A 20,001-nucleotide genomic window follows, 5' to 3' on the forward strand; every position below is an offset into this window, starting at 1 on the left:
CGATGACCCTGCATGCTCCCCACGTCGCCTCGCCGTTCCCCGAACAGGCGCTGCCGCCGTGGCGGCGTGCGGTGCTGAAGGTCGGCAGCAGCCTGCTCGCGGCCGATGGCGGCGGCCTGTCGCCGCGCCACGCGCTCGGCCTGGCGCAGTTCGTTTCGGCCAACGTGCTGGCCGGGCGCGAGGTAGTGATCGTTTCGTCGGGTGCGGTCGCTGCCGGGCGCGCGATCCTGCCGCGGGCCGATGAACCCGGTGCGGCAATGGCCGCCCGGCAGGCCCTGGCAGCGCTCGGCCAGGCCCAGCTGATCGGTCTCTGGCAGCGCTTCTTCGAGCGCCCGGTGGCGCAGGTGCTGCTGACCCACGACGATCTGCGCAACCGCCGGCGCTACCTCAATGCGCGCGCCACGCTGACTGAACTACTGCGCCTGGGCGCGCTGCCGGTGGTCAACGAGAACGACACCGTGTCGGTGGACGAGCTCAAGCTTGGAGACAACGACAATCTGGCCGCGACGGTGGCGGCACTGGTCGATGCCGATGCGCTGTTCATCGCCACCGATATCGACGGGTTGTTCAGTGCCGACCCGCGGACAGTGGCCGATGCGCGGCCGCTGCACGACGTGCCGGAACTGAACGAGCAGGTGCTGGCGATGGCCGGTGGCGCCGGCTCGCGCGCCGGCACCGGCGGCATGCGAACCAAGCTGGAGGCGGCAGCCAAGGCCGGTCGCCTCGGCATGGAGACTTACCTGTTCAATGGCCGCAGCGGCGAAGTCGTGCGCGCGCTGGCGCAGGACCGCCTGTTCGGGACCCGTATCCGCGCCGCGCGCAGCCGCGAGGCGGCCCGCAAGCACTGGCTGCGGCACGCACCGCTGGCCGAGGGCGCGATCCTGATCGATGCAGGTGCCGCGCAGGCGATGCGCGAGAAGGGGGCCTCGCTGCTGCCCGGTGGCATCACCGGCGCGGAGGGCGGGTTCCGCCGTGGTGACATGGTGCAGGTGTGCTGGAATGCGCCGCAGGGCCGTGTCTGCGTTGCCCGAGGTGTAAGCCAGTACGCGGCCGACGACGTACGACGCATTGCCGGCCGTCATTCGCGCGACATCCAGGCCGTGCTCGGCTACAACTATGGTGGCAGTGTCGTCCATCGTGACGACCTGGTGCTGCCCTGATCCGTTTGAAGGACACCCTCATGAGCGACATCGAAACGCAGGCGCGCGCCTGCCGTGACGCGGCCCAGATCGTTGCCGGCCTTGGCAGCGAGGCGCGCCGTACGCTGCTGCTGGCGATGGCCCAGGCGTTGGAAGTGAACGCGGGGCGGATCCTGGCCGGCAATGCGCGTGACCTCGCCGCCGCGCGCGACAAGGGCGTTGGCAGTGCGATGCTCGATCGCCTCGCACTGGATCCGGCGCGTCTGTTCGCGATGGCCGAGGCCGTGCGCGAGGTGGCCGCGTTGCCCGATCCGGTCGGCCAGGTGACCCGCGACGACATGCGCCCGAACGGCATCCGCGTGCAGAAGGTGCGCGTGCCGCTGGGCGTGATCGCGATGATCTACGAGGCGCGGCCGAACGTGACCGCCGAAGCCGCCGCGCTGTGCCTGAAAGCCGGTAATGGCGTGACCCTGCGTGGCGGTTCCGAAGCGATCCATTCCAACACCGCCATTGCCCAGGCGCTGGCCGGCGCCCTGCAGGCCAACGGCGTGCCACCGGCCGCGGTGACCGTGCTGACCGACCTGCGCCGTGAAGCGATGCTGGAGCTGCTGCAGCTGCACGAGCTGATCGACCTGGCGATCCCGCGTGGAGGCGAAGGCCTCATCCGCTTCGTCGCCGAACATGCACGGGTGCCGGTGATCAAGCACTACAAGGGCGTCTGCCATCTGTTCGTGGATGCGAGTGCCGATCCCGGCAAGGCCATCGACCTGCTGGTGGACGGCAAGTGCAGCCGCCCGGCGGCCTGCAATTCGCTGGAGACCCTGCTGGTGCATCGTGATGTGGCCGGAACGTTCCTGCCGCGGGTGGCGCAGGCACTGGGCGAACGTGGCGTGCAGCTGCGCGCCGACGAGCGTGCGCAGCCGTTGTTGCCGGGCAGCACCAGGGCCACCGTGGATGACTATGCCGCCGAGTTCCTCGACCTGGTGCTGGCGGTACGCGTGGTCGATGACCTCGACGCCGCCATCGCGCATATCCGGACCTACACCTCCGACCACACCGAGGTGATTGCCACCGAGGATCCCGGCCATGCCGAGCGCTTCGTCAATGCACTGCGTTCGGCGGTGGTGATGGTCAATGCCTCGTCGCGCTTTTCCGATGGCGGCCAGCTCGGGCTGGGCAGCGAGATCGGCATCTCCACCACGCGCCTGCATGCCTATGGCCCGATGGGACTGGAGGCACTCACGGTCGAACGCTTCGTGGTGCGCGGCGAAGGGCAGACCCGCAGCTGAACAGCAAGGCCACCGGGCATGGCCCGGTGCTACCGCCCCCCGTCGGGCAGCGCCGGGTGATGCCCGGCGAAACCCGGATTCACACCACCTCGCGGCGGATGCCCACCGGGCGCGCGTGATCATCCATGTGCAGGGTTGCGGCCTTGCAGCCCACCAACCGTTCGGCCAGGCCGGTGCTGGCGCCCAGATCGGCCGCTACCTCGTTGAGGGTGGCGAGTGGCTGTGGCAGGCGACGATCCTGGCCGCGGAAGCGCGCGCGATTGTATTCGGCCCAGGTGATCAGCAGCAGCGACGCGCACAGCAGCATCAGCGGCAGGGCCACCAGCACATACGGGTCGAACTGGTTCTGGCGTTCATACAGCTGCTGCCAGGCCAGCTGCCCGCCGACAAGCCATGAAAACAGCGTGACCAGCGGCGCCCACAGGTAGAAGTAGAACCCCCAGAATGCGATCGTCACGAAGCCCCAGGCGGTACGCTGGAAGCGTGGCTGGCGATGCGGCTTGCGGATCATCCGCGAGTCGAAGCGGTTGGACGGGCGTTGTGCGTTCATCGGATTCCCCGGTCGGGACTGGTCCAGGTGGCGCGCCTGCTGCGACGGCGCAGCAGTGTCTTCGGCAACGCCACCAGGGTGGTGGAAAGGCTGATCAGCCAGTACGCCATCGGATACCAGATGACCCAGAAGTAGTTGCGTCCAATCTGTGTTTCGTACCTTCGGTCGATGATCAGGCTGCTGGCGAACTGCAGCAGGCAGACCAGCGCCAGGATCACGCCGTGCCACTGCGGAAGCAGGCTGGCGATGTAGAGTTGCGGGGGCAGGTCGATGAACTTGCCCAGTGCCCAGAGCACCACGATGAACAGCATGGTGTAGGCCCAGATCACGCTCAGCACGTATTCCAGCAACACGCCCCACATGCGCCGCTCCTTCCAGTGCAGCAGCGAGCGCGCATGGCGCAGCATCACTTCAACGCCACCCTGCGCCCAGCGCAGCCGCTGCCGCCACAGGCCTTTCAGGGTTTCCGGCATCAGGATGAAGCACAGGGCGTTGGGCTCGTAGCGGATATCCCAGTGCGCGCGCTGCAGGCGCCAGCTGATGTCGATGTCCTCGGTGACCATGTCATCCGACCACCAGCCCACCTGGTGCAGGGCGGTACGCCGGAAGCCGGCAATCACTCCGGAAATGGTGAAGATGCGCCCGTACACGCGCTGCGCGCGCTTGATCATGCCGATGATCGAGGAGAACTCAGCGACCTGCAGGCGGCCGAGCAGGGTGGAGCGGTTGCGGATGCGCGGATTGCCGGTGACCGCGCCGACCCGGTTGCCACTGACCAGGTGCCAGACCATCCAGTGCAGCGCGTGCTCCTCCAGCATCGCGTCGCCGTCGATGCACACCAGGTACTCCGAACGCGCCGCCAGCGCACCCATGCGCAGGGCGTTGGCCTTGCCCAGGTTGCGGTCCAGGTGCAGCACCCGCAGCCGCGGATGCTTCGCGGCCAGTGCATCCAGGCGGGCGCCGGTATCGTCGCTGCTGCCGTCGTCGATGGCGATCACTTCGTAGTCGGCCGGATAGCGCTGCGCCAGCGCAGAGCCGAGCGTGTCGTCCAGGTTCTCCGATTCGTTGTGGCAGGGAATCAGCAGGCTCGCGAAGGGAGGCTCGACCATCAGCGGTGGATCGTTGCGCGGGCGCGAATATCGTTCGCGGCGGAAGTAGTAGTACAGGCCGCCGGACATCCAGAAGAACGCCATGACCATCGGGTAATAGAAGGCGAACTGGAACAGGATCTGCAGGAGCGGATGCATGTCCACGTCACTTCTCCGGGTACGGGAAGTTGCCGGCGGACATCGCCGCACGGGCATCGTGGGTGGAGGGCTGGTCGGCGATGAAATCATCCGGGTACCAGGCGAAATGGTGCACTCCCTGCGCCTGCAGCTGGCGGATCTGCGCGCGCAGGCGCGTGGCGGGTATCGGCTGGCCGCTGCGCCAGTCCACGGTCTGCAGCTCGAACAGCGTGTGTTGCAGCTGCGGGTCATGCGTTCGTACCGCGGCCAGCAGCTGATCGAGCCAGCGCTCGGGGTGCTTGCTCCCTTCCATCCAGGGCATCGCCATCAGCGCAGTCTGGTCGTAGGCCTTGTTGAACAGGTCCAGGCGCTGCGCGAACCAGGCTTCGCTCTGCGGGTTCAGTACCGGCTCGGCATACAGGTTGCGCACCGTGGCCAGCTTCGGCCGCCACCGTTGCGCGCTGTCGCGCAGCGCCAGGGTGAAATCGATCAGCGCCCGCGTACGCGCGTCGCCGCCTCCGGCGGCCAGCGCCGGCAGCTCGCTGTCGCGCAGGTAGCCGTCGTCATGGAACAGCAGGCCCTCGAAGTAGGAGTTGACCGCCAGGTCCTCGTAGATGTCGAGCATGATCCGGCGGGCCTCCGGCCGGGTGAAGTCCAGCCGGTACATGCCGTCCGCCTCGCCGTTGTGGATCGCCAGTGCCGTGCGCCTCGCGGGGTCGGGCAGCTCGAAGCCGAGCACCGGCAACCATGCGTAGACCTTCACCCCTGCGCGGGATTTCAGCTGCCAGGCGACGCGGCTGAACAGGTCCGCGCGCATCGGCATGTGCCGGTTGGGGAAGTACAGCGCATCGGCGGTGTTGTTGCCGTCCGGGTCGGCGAACGCCTGCAGGTAGACATGGGTCGGGGCGATGCGCTTGACCCGCTCGATCAGGGCATCAAGGTTGCGTGCCTGCTGGGCCGGGTCCGCGTCGTAGACAGCATCCAGGTCGATCTGCAGGGCGCGGATGCCGTCGAGCGCGATGTCCCGGCGCAACTCGTAGGCCAGTCCTTCCACGGTCGGGTTGTCGCTGACGAGGAAACGCGCCAGTCCGTGCAGGTCGCTGGCCACCGGCGTGCTGCGGCCTTCCAGGTCGAACGAAACCGCCATGCCCAGCTGCTCGGCGATATCGTTGCTCAGCTGGTTGTAGGCGGCATAGGGCCAGACGATGGCACGCGGGCGCACGCCAAGATGCATCTGGATGCGCTCGACGCTGCGCTGGAGATCGGCGCGCAGCCGCTGCCCGTACTCGGCTTCGGTTTCATAGCTGCGCGTGGCCGGATTGTAGATGCGGGTCACCACGGCGGGCGTGGAATTGCCTTGCGGATTGGCAAGTACGCCGTGATGCAGGTTGTCGGTATGGCTGGCCACCTCGATCAGGCCGCTGTCGTGCATCTGCTTGAGCTGCGCCCAGGTCAGGAAGTCGTCGTGGCCGAACGGGCGGTAGCCGTAGTCGATGGTGCGCCCGGCGGGCATGTCCACATAGTCGGTGATCACCGCTACCAGGGCCGGATAGCGATACGCCTGCAGCAGCGGGAAGGCCTTGTCGTAGACGCTGCGCAGGCCGTCGTCGAAGGTCAGCAGCACCGGCTTCGGGGGCAGCACGGCGCGGCCCTTCGAGGCGTCGATCACCTGCGACAGCGACACCGGGTGATACCCGTGCGCGCCCAGCCAGTCCAGGTGCGCGGCGAAGTTCTGCGTGCTCACCGCATAGGTATCGGCGTCGCCCTTGGCGGCTACCTGGTCGCGGATATCGTGGTAGCTGAGGATCAGCAGGCCATTGTCGATTGCGTCGAGCTGGACGGCCTGCTGCGCGGTGGCCGGTGCCGCGCCGGCCAGCAGCAGGAACACGATCAGTTGCAGGATGCGGGCCATGTCAGTCTCCCCAGCGCAGTGCGGCTTCGAAGCCGATATGGCGCTCGCGGTGGCCGTCGTAGACGGGCCGCGACCAGCGCACGCCGTACTCGAACACGCGGCCCGGGCCGAACTGCCACTCGTGCAGGTAGGACACCGAAGGCACCAGCGCGCTGCCATGGCCGTCCTGCCAGTAGTCGCCCAGCGAGACGGTCAGCCGGTGCCGGAAATGCCGCTCGTAGTGCCGCCACAGCTGCTGGTCGATACGCAGGCCGATCTCGACCATGCGGTCGCGCGCCGGATTGAAGTAAGGCGCATCGTCACGGCTGCCGCGGCTGGCGTAGGCGCTGGCCAACCCATCGATCAGCCAGCGCGGGCGGGTCAGCAGGCGCTGTTCCAGGGCCGTGCCGAACAGTTCGCGATGGTTGCCATCCTCGTAGCGGAAGCGGCTGGCGCCGAAGGTCCAGTGGGTACGTTCGCTGCGCCGGTAGGCGACCTGGGCGCCCACGCTGTCGGCGGTGATGCCGGCGGCCCGTGCCTGCATCGAGGCTTCCGGGTCGTTGCGCGCGGCCACCAGCCCGGCATGCCACGCGTCGTTGAACTGCCAGCCGACGCCCACGCGCAGGCCGGTATCACCGATGTGGTCATTGGCACGCAGTACCGCCGCTTCCGCGTCCAGTCGCCCGAAGCGGTAGCGCACGCCGGCGCCCAGCCACAGCGGGTCGATGCGCTGGTCCTGGAAGTCGACCGAGCGCCGTTCGGCGAGGGCGAACAGCCGCCAGCGGTCGTCAAGCACCGGCGTCTGCACTTCCATGCCGTAGCGCCGGTCGTTGTTGCCCAGGGGCGAAATGCCGCCGCCGCCGGAGCTGCGGCCGATGTCGGTCCATGCCTTCAGCTGCCACCCGCGATGCGCGCGCCAGGCCTGGTCCATGCGGCGGACGGCAGGCTGGGTGGGATAGCGTGCAACCAGATCGTCGTGCAATGGCCGCGCCAGGTCATCGCGCTGCAGCGCGACATAGGCCTCTTCCATGCCCAGCCTGGCTTCGATGTCGCGCGGGTCCAGCACATGCGCCATCTGCTGCCGCTGCAGCGCCCTGCGTGGCCAACCGCGCATCATGTACACGCTGCCCAACGCGCTCTGCAGGCCGCCGTTGCCCGGCGCAATGTCGACCATCGACTCCAGGTCGCGTTGTGCGGTGGGCAGGTCACCGCTGTAGGCGCGCACCATGGCCAGGTTGAGGTCGGCTTCGTAACGCGACCAGTTCGCATATGGCGACTTGCCGTTGCTCCAGCGCCATGGTGGCTCCTTGTCGTGCCATGCCTGCAGCAGGTCGATGGCCTTTTCCTGCTGTTCGCTTTCCAGGTAGGCATAGGCCAGTTCCGAGCGCGAGGCATCGCGCGTGGGGTCGCCGGCCACGGCCGCCTGCAGCACCGGAATGGCTTCCTCCGGATGCAGGGTGCCCATCAATGAGTCCCCGACGGCAGGCAGCACGTAGTCGGGAAGGGAGTGGCCTTCGGCCTGCAGTGCGCGGGCTTCCTCGCGTACCTCCGCGTGACGACCCAGCCGGTTGAGCAGGATCAGCCGGTCCATGCGGATTCGCAGGGGGGCCTGGCCGGGGGGCGTGCCTTCGCGGCCCAGGTAGCGCTGCATGCGGGCCAAGGTGGATTCGGCTTCTTGCAGGCGACTGTCTTCGCTGCTGCTGTAGGCCAGGCTCCAGGCCACCAGCTTGGCCAGATAATCGCCTTCCAGGCGTTGCCTCTGGGCCTCATCGAACAGCTCTGGGCGCTGCTGGTACAGCTCCCAGGCGCGCCAGGCGTTGCCGATGTCACCCAGGGTCAGCACGCGCAGCTTGAACAACAGGTCGTCGTTGGGCTGTTGTTGGCTGGCACGCTCGATTGCGCCCAGCGCATCCAGCCAGCGCGCCTGGTCGCGATAGCGGCCGATGTCGGCCAGGGCCGCGTCGCGATCAGGCGCGGCGGCGCTGCTGGCCCAGGCCAGGGGAGTGCAGGCGAGGCCGACGCAGAGCGCCAGCCGACAGTGAACGACCATTGAGGACCCCCTTGGCTTCCGAACCAGACACCCTGTGAAATGTGACGCACATCACATGCCAGCTTTCGGCGTGGCCGTGTCCTGCGTCACTCCCTTCGTGCATTCCCGTCCCTCAGGACGGGTACAACCCGGACAGCGACTGCAATGTCTTGTCTGAAAACGAGAGTCCCCCGCACACCTGGTGGTGGCTCGGGCGGCGCCGCCGCCCCCATGCCCGATGCCGGCACGCGGCAAGGATGGGCATTCCTGGTCACTATCCGCCCGGATTTGTCAATCCGGCGTCAAAATCCCCCCATGGGCTGACAAGCGGTAGCCGGGCGGTCGATGGTCCCGCCCGGCCTACCAGAGGTCTTCCAGCTTGCGCGGCTTGCACGCCACCCACGATGCGCACAGCATCAGCGTGGCGCAGCTGAACAGGAAGCTGAACGGAATCATCCAGCCGTCGCTGACGGTGTGCAGCCAGCCGACCAGGAACGGCCCCAGGCAGCTGAAGGTGTAGCCCACGCCCTGCATGAAGCCGGACAGCGCGGCCGAGCCGGTGGGGGTGCGGGTGCGCAGGTTGATCAGGGTCAGGGCCAGCGGGAACGTGGACGGGCCGACGCCGAGCAGGCAGGCCCACAGCAGCGGAGCCTTCATCGGTGCCAGCAGCAGGCCGGCGAATGCGATCACGAACGACGAATAGCCGATCAGCACCAGCGGGAACGGGTTCTGCATGCGTACCGCCATCGACGGAATGACCAGCGACGGCAGCAGGCCCAGCGCCGAGAACACCGCCACCATCACGCCGCCGAACGCGGGCGTGCCACCGGCCTCGACCACGATGCGCGGCAGCCAGGTGAACATCGAATAGGTCATCAACGAGGTCATGCCGAACATCAGCGTCATGCTCCAGCCCAACGACGTGCGCCATACCTTGCCGTGTGGCTGCGCGGTGGGGTCGGCGGCATCGGCCTGCGGCCTGGGTGCGCGCGTGGCCAGCAGCAGCCACGGCAACGCCGCGGCCAGCGCCAGCAGCGCCCACATGCCCAGTGACACGCGCCAGCCGGCGGCATTGGCCACCGGCACCGCCAGCAGCGCCGGCAGCATCGTGCCCAGCTGCAGCACGCTGATGTACAGCGTGCTCATGGTGCCGACCTTGTTGGCGAAATAGCGCTTCACCAGCGGTGGTACCACCACGTTGCCGATGCCCATGCCGGCCAGCGCCACGACCGAGCCGAACAGCAGCGTGCCCACGTTGCCGGCGCTGGAGCGCAGCAGCAGGCCGGCCATCGCCATCACCATCGCCAGCAGGGTGGTGCGTTCCAGGCCGAGGCGCCGCGCCAGGGCCGGGGTGGCCACGCCGAACACTGCGAACGACGCGGTGGGCAGCATGCCCAGCACACCGGTCATGGTGGTGCCGAAGCCGAATTGCTGGCCGAGCACATCCAGCAGTGGCGTGATGGACGTGACCGCGGTCCGCAGGTTGACCGCTGCCAGCAGGATGGCCGCGAAGGCGAGGACGCGGCCGCGCAGCAGCGACGGCGGATCGGAAGGGGAGGAACTCATCGGTGGTCCTTGCAGGTGCCGCATGCCGAGGTGATGGCACGGGCGCCGGCATCGGGCGAGGCCGATGCGGCAGGTGGGAGAGGCGGCCATTGTACGTGGCTGGCCCGCAACCGCATCGGCAAAGGCCAGGAACGCCCGCCTGCAGGCATCGATCAGGCGCGCGGCGCAGGCACAAAAAAACCCGGAGGACCGTGGAGTCTTCCAGGCATTCTTGGTGACCACCGGAGTGGTCGGGGAGACAGGATTCGAACCTGCGACCTCTACGTCCCGAACGTAGCGCTCTACCAGACTGAGCTACACCCCGAAGGGAGCCGCCTATTCTAGCGATTCACCCCGATGGCGGCAAGGGGTGAACGCCGTTTACTGCGTACTGCCGGAGCAGGTACTCCAGGGAACAAAAAAGCCTGGACGACTTCACCAGGCTTCAATGCGACCACCGAAGTGGTCGGGGAGACAGGATTCGAACCTGCGACCTCTACGTCCCGAACGTAGCGCTCTACCAGACTGAGCTACACCCCGAAGGAGCCGCCTAAGATACCGTGTGAAGGCCAAGGCGGCAAGGTTTTTTTACCGCTCAGCGGCGATTTTCCTTCTCGAGGCGGTTCTGTTCGCGGGCTTCGAACCACATGCCGTTGAGGATGGCCACGGTCGAGGCAAGGCCGGCGCCGAGAATCCAGGCGAAATACCACATGTTGTCTTCTCCTTCATTCCGGGTAGGTGCCGACCGTTGGTCGGCACACGTGCAAGCAATCAATACGCGTTCGGGTTGTTGCCCATTTCCTCGCTGGTGGTCTTGCCCTTCAGCACGCGATACACCCAGGTGGTGTAGGCGAGGATGATCGGCAGGAACACCACGGTGGCCAGCAACATGATCCACAGGGTCAGGTGGCTGGACGAGGCATCCCACACGGTCAGGCTGGAAGTGGGCTGGCTCGAGGACGGCAGCAGGAACGGGAAGATGGCGAAACCGACGGTCAGGATGATGCCGGCGATGGCCGCACCCGAAGCGATGAAGGCCAGGCCGCCGCGACGCGCCCGCAGCAGCACCGCGCTGGCCAGCAGGCCGGCCAGGCCGAGCAGCGGGGCCAGGATCGTGGCCGGCATCGCGCTGTAGTTGCGCATCCAGCCGCCGGCGGCGCCCAGCTCGGCGCTCTTCAGTAGCGGATTGGTCGCGCCATCGGTCACCACCTGCGAGGTGATCTGGTAGCCCGGCAGGCCGAAGGCCACCCAGGCGCCGCCTGCGGCGAACAGTACGAAGGCGATCACCGCAGCGAGGCTGCCGAAGCGGGCCGCACGCTCGGCCACCGGCCCGCTGGTCTTCAGCACCAGCATCGCCGCACCATGGGCGACCAGCATCGATACGCTGAGCAGGCCGGCCAGCAGCGCGAACGGCATCAGCAGGCCGAAGAACGAGCCGGTGTAGAAGATGCGCATGCTGTCATCGAAGTGGAATGGCACGCCGAGCAGCACGTTGCCGACGGCCACGCCCATGATCAGCGCCGGGATGAACCCGCCGATGAACAGCGCCCAGTCCCAGGTGCTGCGCCAGCGCTCGCTGGGCATCTTGCTGCGGAACTTGAAGCCGACCGGGCGCAGGATCAAGGCGAACAGGATCACGAACATCGCCAGGTAGAACCCGGAGAAGCTGACGGCGTACAACGGCGGCCAGGCAGCGAAGATCGCACCGCCACCCAGGATCAGCCACACCTGGTTGCCTTCCCAGACCGGGCCGATGGTGTTGATCACCAGCCGGCGCTCGGCATCGTTGCGGGCGACGAAGGGCAGCAGGGTGCCGACGCCGAGGTCGAAACCATCCATCACGGCAAAGCCGATCAGCAGGATGCCGAGCAGCAGCCACCAGATAACGCGCAGCGTGGTGTAGTCCAGAAGAATGAAATCCATCGTGGTTCTCCTGCCTCAGGCCTGGCCGGCGGCGGGCGCCGAGGCATTGTGGGAAGCATGTGGCTGGGGCGACTGCAGCGACGGCAGCAGTTCGTCCGGGCCCTTGCGGATCGCCTTGAGCATCAGCTTGATCTCGACCACGATCAGCGCGGTGTAGATCGCGGTGAAGCCGGCCAGCGTCAGCACGATTTCATGCAGGGCCAGGCCCGATGCCGCATAGAAGGTCGGCAGCACGCCGTCGACGGCCCACGGCTGGCGGCCGTACTCGGCCACGAACCAGCCGCATTCGATCGCGATCCACGGCACCGGCAGGGTCCACAGGGCGAGCTTGAGGAACCAGCGCTTGTCCTGGAAGTTGTTGCGGCACGAGAAGTAGAACGCCAGTGCGAAGAAGGCAATCAGGTAGAAGCCGAGGCCGGCCATCACGCGGAACGTCCAGAACAGCGGCATCACGCGTGGCACGGTATCCATCGCCGCCTGCGAGATTTCCTGCGGGGTGGCGTTGAGGATGTCCTCGCGGTACCGCTTCAGCAGCAGGCCGTGACCCAGGTCCTGCCAGTGGCGATCGAACATCTCGCGTGCTTCGGTGTCGTTCCGGTTGGCACGCAGGCGCTCCAGTGCCCCGTAGGCCAGCTGGCCACCGCGCACGCGGTGTTCAGCGCGTTCGACCAGTTCCAGGATGCCGGGGATCGGCTGGTCCAGCGAACGGGTGGCGATCAGCCCCATCAGGTAGGGGATCTTTACCGCATAGTCGTTCTGGTGGGTGTCCTGGTTCGGAATGCCGAAAGCGGTGAAATCGGCCGGCGCACGCTCGGTCTCCCACATCGCTTCGATCGCGGCCAGCTTCATCTTCTGGTGTTCGCTGGCGGCGTAACCGCTCTCGTCACCCAGCACCACCACCGACAGCGAGGACAGCAGGCCGAATGCCGCCGCCACCGCGAACGAACGGCGGGCCAGGTCCCGGTGCTTGCTGCGTAGCAGGAACAGCGCGCTGATCGACATCACGAAGACTGCGCCGGTCACGTAGCCGGCACTGACGGTATGCACGAACTTGGCCTGCGCCACCGGGTTGAACACCACGGCCATGAAGTCGACCACCTCCATGCGCATGGTGTCCGGGTTGAACACCGCGCCGGTCGGGTTCTGCATCCAGCCGTTGGCAACCAGGATCCACACCGCCGACAGGTTGGTACCCAGCGCCATCAGCCAGGTGACCGTCAGGTGCTTGACCTTGCTCAGGCGGTTCCAGCCGAAGAAGAACAGGCCGACGAAGGTGGCTTCGAGGAAGAACGCCATCAGGCCTTCGATGGCCAGCGGCGCACCGAAGATGTCACCCACGTAGTGGCTGTAGTAGGACCAGTTCATGCCGAACTGGAATTCCATGACGATGCCGGTGGCAACGCCCATGGCGAAGTTGATGCCGAACAGGACGCCCCAGAACAGGGTCATCCTGCGCCAGATGTCCTTGCCGGTCATCACGTACACGCTTTCCATGATGGCCACCATGAAGGACAGGCCGAGGGTGAGCGGTACGAATAGGAAGTGGTACATCGCGGTCAGCGCGAATTGCAGCCGCGACAGTTCTACGACTGTCTGATCAATCATGGCCTGGCTACCTCGTTGGATAGTGCCGTTGCAGGTGGCGGGAAGGGTGGTCTACGACGTGAATGATGTGACCGACTACTTCAAACAGCCTTGATCCAGATCAATGTATGAATGGGTGCCTTGGTCGATCGTATGCCAACCTGATGAAGACTGCGACCGCCGGCCGCAGGGGGAGGGGCGTGCCTGCGCCTACAATGCCGTGTCGCCCCTGTTGCCCGTGAAGACCCCTTGAGCGCTGCCGAAACGACCCCTGACAGCCTTTCCCCGGAAGAAGGCACCCGCCAGCGGCGTGAACGTACGGCCTGGCTGGCCGACCTGGCACGCTCGGCCCCGGGCCGCCAGCGTCTGGCGGCCCTGTGCATCTGCCTGTCCGGCGCATTGCTGGTCGGCCAGGCTGCCGCCATCGCCTGGCTGGTGCAGCAGGTTCTGGTGGAACGGACGCCACTGGCATCGGGCCTGCCGGTGCTGGGTGGGCTGGCGGTGATCCTGGTGCTGCGTACGTTGCTGGGCAGTGCCACCCAGGCCGCTGCCGGTGATGTCGCCGACGCCGCGCGCCTGGCACTGCGCGAGCGCGTGTTCGCCCGCCTGCTCGGCAACGGCCCGCTGTGGCTGCGCCAGCGCCGTACCGGCGAACTGGGCGAGCTGATGCTGCACCACGGTGATGCGATCGAAAGCTACTACAGCGGTTTCCTGCCGGTGCGTACCGAGGTCGTGGTGGTGCCACTGCTGATCCTGGCGGCAGTGGCCTGGGTCGACTGGGTGGTGGCGCTGATCCTGCTCTTCACGGCGCCGCTGGTTCCCTTTTTCATGATGCTGGTCGGCTGGGGTGCTGAAGCCGCCGGCCGCGCCCAGCTGGGTGAGCTGGCCCGGATGAGCGGCCACTTCGCAGACCGCATCAAGGGCCTGGGGCTGCTGCGGCTGTATGGCCGGGGCGAGGCCGAACTGGCCGGCGTCGAGGCAGCTGCGGAGGGCGTGCGGCTGCGTACGATGAAGGTACTGCGCATCGCCTTCCTGTCGTCCACCGTGCTGGAATTCTTTGCGTCGGTCAGCGTGGCGATGGTCGCGCTGTACCTGGGCCTGAGCTATCTGGGCATGATGTCGCTGCACGCGACGGTACCGACGCTGGGGGCCGGCGTGTTCTGCCTGCTGCTGGCGCCGGAGTTCTATGCGCCGCTGCGACGCCTGGCGGCGCATTACCACGACCGCGCCAATGCACTGGCCGCCGCCGCCGAAGTGGAACGCCTGCTGCAGTCGCTGCCCGACGAGCAGGGCCTGATCGAAACCGAGGTGGCACCGCTGGCGGTGGAACCGGCCGAAGCCGCGCTGCCGCCGCTGCAGGCGCAGGGACTGGTGCTGCGCCCGCTGGGTGCACCGCATGATGTACTGCAGGATCTGGACGTCCTGCTGGAACCGGGCCAGCGCTTGGCTCTGGTGGGTCCCAGTGGATCCGGCAAGAGCACGCTGCTGGAAGCCCTGGCCGGCTGGTTGCCGCCCCGGGCCGGCAAGCTGCAGCTGCGTCCCGGCGTGCAGGTGGCTTACGCCAGCCAGCGCCCGTATCTGTTCCATGGCAGCATCGCCGAGAACCTGCGCCTGGCCGACCCCGGCGCCAGCGATGCACGCCTGCGCGCCGTGGCCGAGGCAGCGCAGGTGCTGCAGTTCGCGCAGCGCCTGCCGCAGGGCCTGGATACCGTGATCGGCGAGCGTGGCTTCGGGCTGTCCGGCGGTGAAGCACGCCGTATCGGCCTGGCCCGCCTGCTGCTGCGCGACCCGCAGGTGCTGTTGCTGGATGAGCCCACCGCCTTCCTTGATGCCGATACCGAGTCCGCATTGCTGCGCAGCCTGGCCGCCTATGCACGCGGCCGCAGCGTGGTGGTCGCCACCCACAGCCCGGCCGTGATGGCGTGGGCCGATCGCTGCCTGCTGTTGCCTGAAGGCCGCCTGGTGGAACCGGCACAGGTGGTGCGCGCATGAGCCGTTCGCCCGATTCGCTGCGCGGGGTGTTCCTGCGCCATCGTCCGCGCCTGCTGCTGGCCGTGCTGCTGCTGTGGACCACGATGCTGGCCGGCACTGCATTGCTGGGCCTGTCCGGCGGCTTCCTCACGGCGGCCGCGCTGGCCGGAGCCGCGGGCCTCGGGCAGGGTTTCAATTTCTTCTCGCCATCGGCCGGCATCCGCGGGCTGACCATGGCGCGCATCGTCTCGCGCTACTTCGAAAAGCTGGTCGGCCACGATGCGACCCTGCGCATCGCCCGCGACCTGCGCGTATGGTTCTTCCGCCGCGCGCTGCCGCTTGCACCGGCACGCTTGGGGGCCACGCGCACTGGCGAACTGCTGGCACGCCTGCTGGGTGACATCGGCGAGGTCGATGGACTGCTGGTGAGGGCGATCGGTCCGCTGCTGGCGCTGGGTGCATTGTCAGTGGTTGGCGTTGCCTCGGCGGCGGTGATCCTGCCGCCCGCAGCGGTATTGCTGGCGGCACTGGCGCTGTTGATCGCCTTCGGCGTTCCATGGCTGGGCGTGCGGGGCCATGACAATGAGGAAGCCGATCGCGCCGCGCATCGCGCCGCGCTGCGCACGGCCGCGTTCGAGGGACTGGAAGGAGCGGGTGACCTGGCGGCGCTGCATGCCGACGCCGCCTGGCAGCTGAAGGTGCGGGTGGCCGCCAAGCAGCTGGCCTCGCGGGACCGGCGTCGTCGCTGGCGCCTGATCGCGGGCTCGACCCTGCACGGAGTGGTGGCCGGGCTCGGCCTGGTCGCGATGCTGGCACTGGCGCTGCATGCGGCCGAGCGGCAGCGCATCGCACCGGAAATGGCGGCAGGACTGGTGTTCCTCACCGTGGCGCTGATCGAGCTCTGGGCTGGCATGGGCCTGGCCTGGCAGTCGCTGCAGTCCGGCCGCATCGCCGCAGGCCGCCTGCAGGCCATCGTCGAGCAACCGCCGGTGGTGCAGGATCCACAGGTGGCGCAGCCGGTCCCGGCGGCAGCGCGCGTGCACTGGGATGATGTGCACTTCCAGTGGCCGGGTGCGGCACGTCCGGTGCTGTCCGGGCTGCAGCTGACCCTGGCGCCCGGCGAACGCGTCGCCATCCGCGGTGACAGCGGCAGTGGCAAGACCACGCTGTCGAGCCTGCTGCTGCGGCTGTGGGACCCGCAGCAGGGGCGCGTGACCTATGGCGGCCGCGATCTGCGAGACTTCGCCCAGGCCGACTGGCACCGCCAGCTGGCCTGGCTGCCGCAGAACGCGCCGGTATTCGCCGGCAGCGTGGCCGAGAACCTGCGCTTGGGCGATCCCGGGGCCAGCGACGCGGCGTTGTGGGCGGTACTGCGCCGCGTGCGCCTGGGCGAATGGGCCGAGTGCAATGGAGGCCTGCAGGCGTGGGTGGGTGAGAACGGTGCGACGATGTCGGCCGGCCAGGCGCGACGGCTGGCGTTGGCGCGGGCGCTGCTGCGCAACGCACCGATCCTGCTGCTGGACGAACCGACCGAGGGACTGGACGTGGATACCGCGCGTGCGCTGCTGCAGGACCTTGCGGGCCTGCTCGACGGGCGCAGCCTGTTGATGATCACCCACGACGAGCTGCCCGAAGGCGTGGTCGATGCGCAGTACCGGTTGCGCGATGGGGTATTGCTCCGCGAAGCGTGACGTCGTTGCCCACCACGCCGTCCCCGCGTGGCGTGGATCCACTGTAGAGCCGGGCCCGTGCTCGGCTCCGGACGCAAGTCAGCCGAGCATGGGCTCGGCTCTACAGGTTGGCTATCGCGAAAACTCGCGCAGCAGCACCGCGATCGAGGCCACGTTGGCCAGCACGCACAACCAGAACACCCACTGGAACGCGGCCTTGCGATGCTTGTGGCGGAACAGTGCCTGGCCCAGCAGCGCGCCCGGCCAACCCCCGGCAAAGGCCAGCAGCTGCAGGGTACGTTCGGGAATCCGCCACTGCCTGCGCTGCGCTGCGCGCTTGTCGTGGCCATACAGGCCGAACGATACCGCGCTGGCCAGCAGGCACCAGCCACCCAGCCACAGCGGCAGCATGCCGCTGACCATCAGTGCGGCCAGCGCGCCGAACGCGGCCAGCGCGAGGTTACGCCGCCACGCCACTTACAGCGCGTCGAGGAAGCTGCGCACGGCAGGGCCGAACCGCTCGAAGTCCACCAGGAACGCGTCGTGGCCCTGCGGCGATTCCAGGCCGATGAAGCGCGCATCGGCACCGCCGGCGCGCAGGCCATCGGCCACCTGTTGCTGCTGCTGCACCGGGAACAGGATGTCGGTGTTGGCACCGATCGCCAGCGCTTTTCCCACCTTGATCTTCGCCAGCCCGGCCAGGACATCGCCGTCGGCGTACTCGGCCAGGTCGAACCAGTCCATCGAACGGCTCAGGTACAGGTAGCAGTTCGGATCGAAGAAGCGGACGAAGCGCCGTGCATGGCCTTCCAGGTAGCTTTCCACCTGGAATTCGAGGCCGAACGGATCGTCGTCGGCCTGGTCCGAATCCAGCCGTACGCGGCCGAAGCGCCCGTCCCACTCCAGTGCCGAGCGATAGGTGATGACGCCCAGCTTGCGCGCCATGCGCATGCCGGATTCGGGGTATTCAACGTCATCGTAACGGCCACCATTCCAGCGCGGATCGAGGCGGATGGCCTCGCGCTGCAGCGAGCGGATCGCGATCGAGAACGGCAGTGCCTGTGCGCTGCCGGAGATGTTGATGTGGCTGCGCGCGATGCCTGGATGCAGCAACAGCACGGCCAACGCCGTCATCCCGCCCATCGAATTGCCGATCACGCAAGCCAGCTGCGTGATGCCCAGCGCGCGCACCACCTCGACGGCGGCGCGTGCGCCGTCTTCGATCGACAGTTCGGGGAAGTCCAGGCGGTACGGTTCGCCGGTGGCTGGGTTGAGTGAGGCCGGCCCGGTCGAGCCCTTGCAGCTGCCCAGCGAATTGACGCACACCACGAACCAGCGGCCGGTATCGATCGGCTTGCCGGGACCGACCATCGCCTCCCACCAGCCAGGTGCCGGATTGCCCTCGTTGGCCGCCGCATGCGCGTCCGGCGACAGGCCGGTCACGATCAGGATCGCATTGCCGGCGTCGGCCGCCAGCGTTCCCCAGGTCTCGTAGGCCACGCGTGCGCCGTGCAGGGCGCCACCGCGCTTGAACGGAAACGGCGAGGGCAGGGCGTGGAAGCGGGTGCCAGGCGGGATGAATTCAGTCATGCAGGCATTCTAGCGGGGCCGCATGTGGAGCTGGCGACATGCTGGTTTCCATCGGCGCCCGTATCCACGCATGGCGTGGCTCTACTGTAGAGCCGAGCCCATGCTCGGCTGCCCGGCGCCGGGGACCCGATCGCAGCCGAGCGTAGGCGTAGCTCTACAGGTCATGGAAACCGCAGTTCCACTACGCCCTCATGTGGCAGGCTCACCTTCACCGGAATGCTCTGCAGGTCGTCCTCGCTACGGTTGGCGCTGCCGGTGCGGGATATGCGTGCCAGTACCTCCACGTCGCGGTGTGCAGACAGCGGCGCGGTTGGCATCGGACTGTCAGCGTCGCCCAGCGCGACCGTGGACGGGAAGCCTGCCAGCGGCAGCTTGCGGGCAGCCACCGGCATCGGCGGGCCGCCGACGGCACGGGCCAGCACGAATACCTGGGCGCTGGCTGGCCACTGGGCGTTCTTCAGTGCAGGCAGCTGCACGCGGACCTGCAACAGTGCAGGCGGCGCCGCAGGGGCAGCATCGGGTACCTGGCCGGCGCCCTCACGGGCGATCGCGATCTGCGCTCGCAGCGCCTGTGCAGCGCCCGGCTCCAGCCGCGGCAGCAGGCTGCTCCACACATCCGCGGCCTCGGCATTCCGCCCACGCTGGCGCAGGGCGATGCCCAGCAGCCAGCTGGCACGCTCAGCATCGGGCGCCTGTGCGCGCGCCTGCTGCAACCAGGCCATCGCGGTGTCGTCAAACTGCTTGCCGGCGTCGGCCTGCGCACGCGCCTGTGCCGCTTCGACGAGCACGCCGGGGTCTTCCGGTGCGAGTGCGGCGGCACGCGCGAAAGCGTCCGCTGCGGCTGCAGCGTTGCCCAGTTCGGCCTGCGACCGGCCCAGCAGTGCCCAGCCATCGGCCCGCTGTGGGTCACGCTTCAGCGCCTCCTGCAGGGCCTGCACGCCATCGCGCAGTGTTGCCACCGAGGGTGCCGGCTGCACCTGTGCGGCACGCGGGTCACCGACCAGCAGGTACAGGCACACGCCGCCCACGCCCAGTGCAAGCACGCCCAGCGCGAATCCGCGGCGACCCTGGTGGCGCAACGGCCACAGCACCAGCGCTGCCATCAACGCAGCCACCAGCCCGGCCAGCGTCGGCAGCCAATGGCTCACCATCCGTCTCCTTCATCGGCCTTGCCGGCGGGCGCGACGCCGACCGCACGCCCCCGGCGTCGGACGATGCCCAGCACCACCAGCGCACCGGCGCCGAGTACCAGCAGGGGGCCGCCCCACAGCAGCCAGGTGCCCGGCTGCAGCGGGGGTTGATAGAGCACGAACTCACCGTAGCGCGCCACCAGGAACTGCTTGATCTGTGCGTCGTCGTGGCCCTGCTGCATCAACTGCAACACCTCGCGGCGCAGGTCCTGGGCGATCTGTGCGTTGGAATCGGCCAACGACTGGTTCTGGCACTGCACGCAGCGCAGCTGCGCGGCCAGGTCGTGGAAGCGGCGTTCTTCGGCTTCATCGCGGAACTGCAGCGGCTGCGGATCGTGCAGCGGCTGCTGCGCCAGCGCGGCCAGCGGCAGCATCAGGAGCAGCAACGCCAGCAGCCAGCGCAT

16 protein-coding genes and 2 tRNA genes are annotated in these 20,001 nt (G+C 68.0%); 4 read left to right on the plus strand and 14 right to left on the minus strand.

Annotated elements, in window-relative coordinates; all coding sequences use genetic code 11:
• Window positions 1-2: 2 nt before the first annotated feature.
• Together proB and A9K58_RS00865 are read left to right on the plus strand one after the other, a co-directional pair.
• Window positions 3-1,160: a glutamate 5-kinase gene (gene proB, locus A9K58_RS00860; protein ID WP_065197529.1), complete on the plus strand. Its 1,158-nt coding sequence runs from the start codon at window positions 3-5 to the stop codon at window positions 1,158-1,160.
• A gap of 20 nt (window positions 1,161-1,180) precedes the next feature.
• Window positions 1,181-2,428, plus strand: coding sequence for a glutamate-5-semialdehyde dehydrogenase (locus A9K58_RS00865; protein ID WP_065197530.1), 1,248 nt, complete (start codon window positions 1,181-1,183; stop codon window positions 2,426-2,428).
• Between the two features lie 79 nt (window positions 2,429-2,507).
• On the opposite strand, the gene pgaD is transcribed toward A9K58_RS00865, so the two are convergent.
• The 10 genes from pgaD to A9K58_RS00915 form a co-directional block, all read right to left on the minus strand.
• Complete coding sequence (pgaD, locus tag A9K58_RS00870) at window positions 2,508-2,978, minus strand: poly-beta-1,6-N-acetyl-D-glucosamine biosynthesis protein PgaD (protein ID WP_065197531.1); 471 nt, start codon at window positions 2,976-2,978, stop codon at window positions 2,508-2,510.
• On the minus strand, window positions 2,975-4,225 hold the full coding sequence (gene pgaC / locus A9K58_RS00875) for a poly-beta-1,6-N-acetyl-D-glucosamine synthase (RefSeq protein ID WP_065197797.1): 1,251 nt from the start codon (window positions 4,223-4,225) through the stop codon (window positions 2,975-2,977). Before pgaC ends, pgaD begins: the two co-directional genes overlap by 4 nt.
• A gap of 7 nt (window positions 4,226-4,232) precedes the next feature.
• Window positions 4,233-6,116: a poly-beta-1,6-N-acetyl-D-glucosamine N-deacetylase PgaB gene (pgaB, locus tag A9K58_RS00880; protein WP_065197532.1), complete on the minus strand. Its 1,884-nt coding sequence runs from the start codon at window positions 6,114-6,116 to the stop codon at window positions 4,233-4,235.
• Between the two features lies 1 nt (window position 6,117).
• Complete coding sequence (gene pgaA, locus A9K58_RS00885; protein WP_065197533.1) at window positions 6,118-8,145, minus strand: poly-beta-1,6 N-acetyl-D-glucosamine export porin PgaA; 2,028 nt, start codon at window positions 8,143-8,145, stop codon at window positions 6,118-6,120.
• A gap of 339 nt (window positions 8,146-8,484) precedes the next feature.
• Window positions 8,485-9,690 carry a CynX/NimT family MFS transporter gene (locus tag A9K58_RS00890; protein WP_065197534.1) on the minus strand — a complete coding sequence of 402 codons (1,206 nt, stop codon included), beginning with the start codon at window positions 9,688-9,690 and terminating at the stop codon, window positions 8,485-8,487.
• Window positions 9,691-9,917: 227 nt separating this feature from the next.
• Window positions 9,918-9,994 (minus strand) — tRNA-Pro (locus tag A9K58_RS00895).
• A 138-nt stretch (window positions 9,995-10,132) separates the two neighbouring features.
• Window positions 10,133-10,209: transfer RNA gene (locus A9K58_RS00900), tRNA-Pro, on the minus strand.
• 55 nt (window positions 10,210-10,264) lie between these two features.
• Window positions 10,265-10,381, minus strand: a complete 117-nt coding sequence (gene cydX / locus A9K58_RS00905; RefSeq protein WP_065197535.1) for a cytochrome bd-I oxidase subunit CydX — start codon at window positions 10,379-10,381, stop codon at window positions 10,265-10,267.
• A 59-nt stretch (window positions 10,382-10,440) separates the two neighbouring features.
• Window positions 10,441-11,592 carry a cytochrome d ubiquinol oxidase subunit II gene (gene cydB, locus A9K58_RS00910; RefSeq protein WP_065197536.1) on the minus strand — a complete coding sequence of 384 codons (1,152 nt, stop codon included), beginning with the start codon at window positions 11,590-11,592 and terminating at the stop codon, window positions 10,441-10,443.
• A 15-nt stretch (window positions 11,593-11,607) separates the two neighbouring features.
• Complete coding sequence (locus A9K58_RS00915; RefSeq protein ID WP_065197537.1) at window positions 11,608-13,197, minus strand: cytochrome ubiquinol oxidase subunit I; 1,590 nt, start codon at window positions 13,195-13,197, stop codon at window positions 11,608-11,610.
• A gap of 228 nt (window positions 13,198-13,425) precedes the next feature.
• Here A9K58_RS00915 and cydD point away from each other — a divergent pair, with 228 nt between their 5' ends.
• A complete protein-coding gene (gene cydD / locus A9K58_RS00920) occupies window positions 13,426-15,168 on the plus strand; it encodes a thiol reductant ABC exporter subunit CydD (protein ID WP_065197538.1) in 1,743 nt (580 codons plus the stop codon).
• On the plus strand, window positions 15,165-16,838 hold the full coding sequence (gene cydC / locus A9K58_RS00925) for a thiol reductant ABC exporter subunit CydC (RefSeq protein ID WP_065197539.1): 1,674 nt from the start codon (window positions 15,165-15,167) through the stop codon (window positions 16,836-16,838). The genes cydD and cydC overlap by 4 nt, the downstream gene beginning before the upstream one ends.
• Window positions 16,839-16,949: 111 nt before the next feature.
• Here cydC and A9K58_RS00930 read toward each other — a convergent pair whose 3' ends face one another.
• The 4 genes from A9K58_RS00930 to A9K58_RS00945 form a co-directional block, all read right to left on the minus strand.
• Window positions 16,950-17,294 carry a DUF1294 domain-containing protein gene (locus A9K58_RS00930; RefSeq protein ID WP_065197540.1) on the minus strand — a complete coding sequence of 115 codons (345 nt, stop codon included), beginning with the start codon at window positions 17,292-17,294 and terminating at the stop codon, window positions 16,950-16,952.
• Window positions 17,295-18,407, minus strand: coding sequence for a homoserine O-acetyltransferase MetX (gene metX / locus A9K58_RS00935; RefSeq protein ID WP_065197541.1), 1,113 nt, complete (start codon window positions 18,405-18,407; stop codon window positions 17,295-17,297).
• A 161-nt stretch (window positions 18,408-18,568) separates the two neighbouring features.
• On the minus strand, window positions 18,569-19,558 hold the full coding sequence (locus tag A9K58_RS00940) for a tetratricopeptide repeat protein (protein ID WP_065197542.1): 990 nt from the start codon (window positions 19,556-19,558) through the stop codon (window positions 18,569-18,571).
• A complete protein-coding gene (locus tag A9K58_RS00945) occupies window positions 19,552-20,001 on the minus strand; it encodes a cytochrome c-type biogenesis protein (protein ID WP_065197543.1) in 450 nt (149 codons plus the stop codon). Before A9K58_RS00945 ends, A9K58_RS00940 begins: the two co-directional genes overlap by 7 nt.

The sequence above is a fragment of the Stenotrophomonas maltophilia genome, assembly GCF_001676385.1.
GTDB lineage: Bacteria > Pseudomonadota > Gammaproteobacteria > Xanthomonadales > Xanthomonadaceae > Stenotrophomonas > Stenotrophomonas maltophilia_J.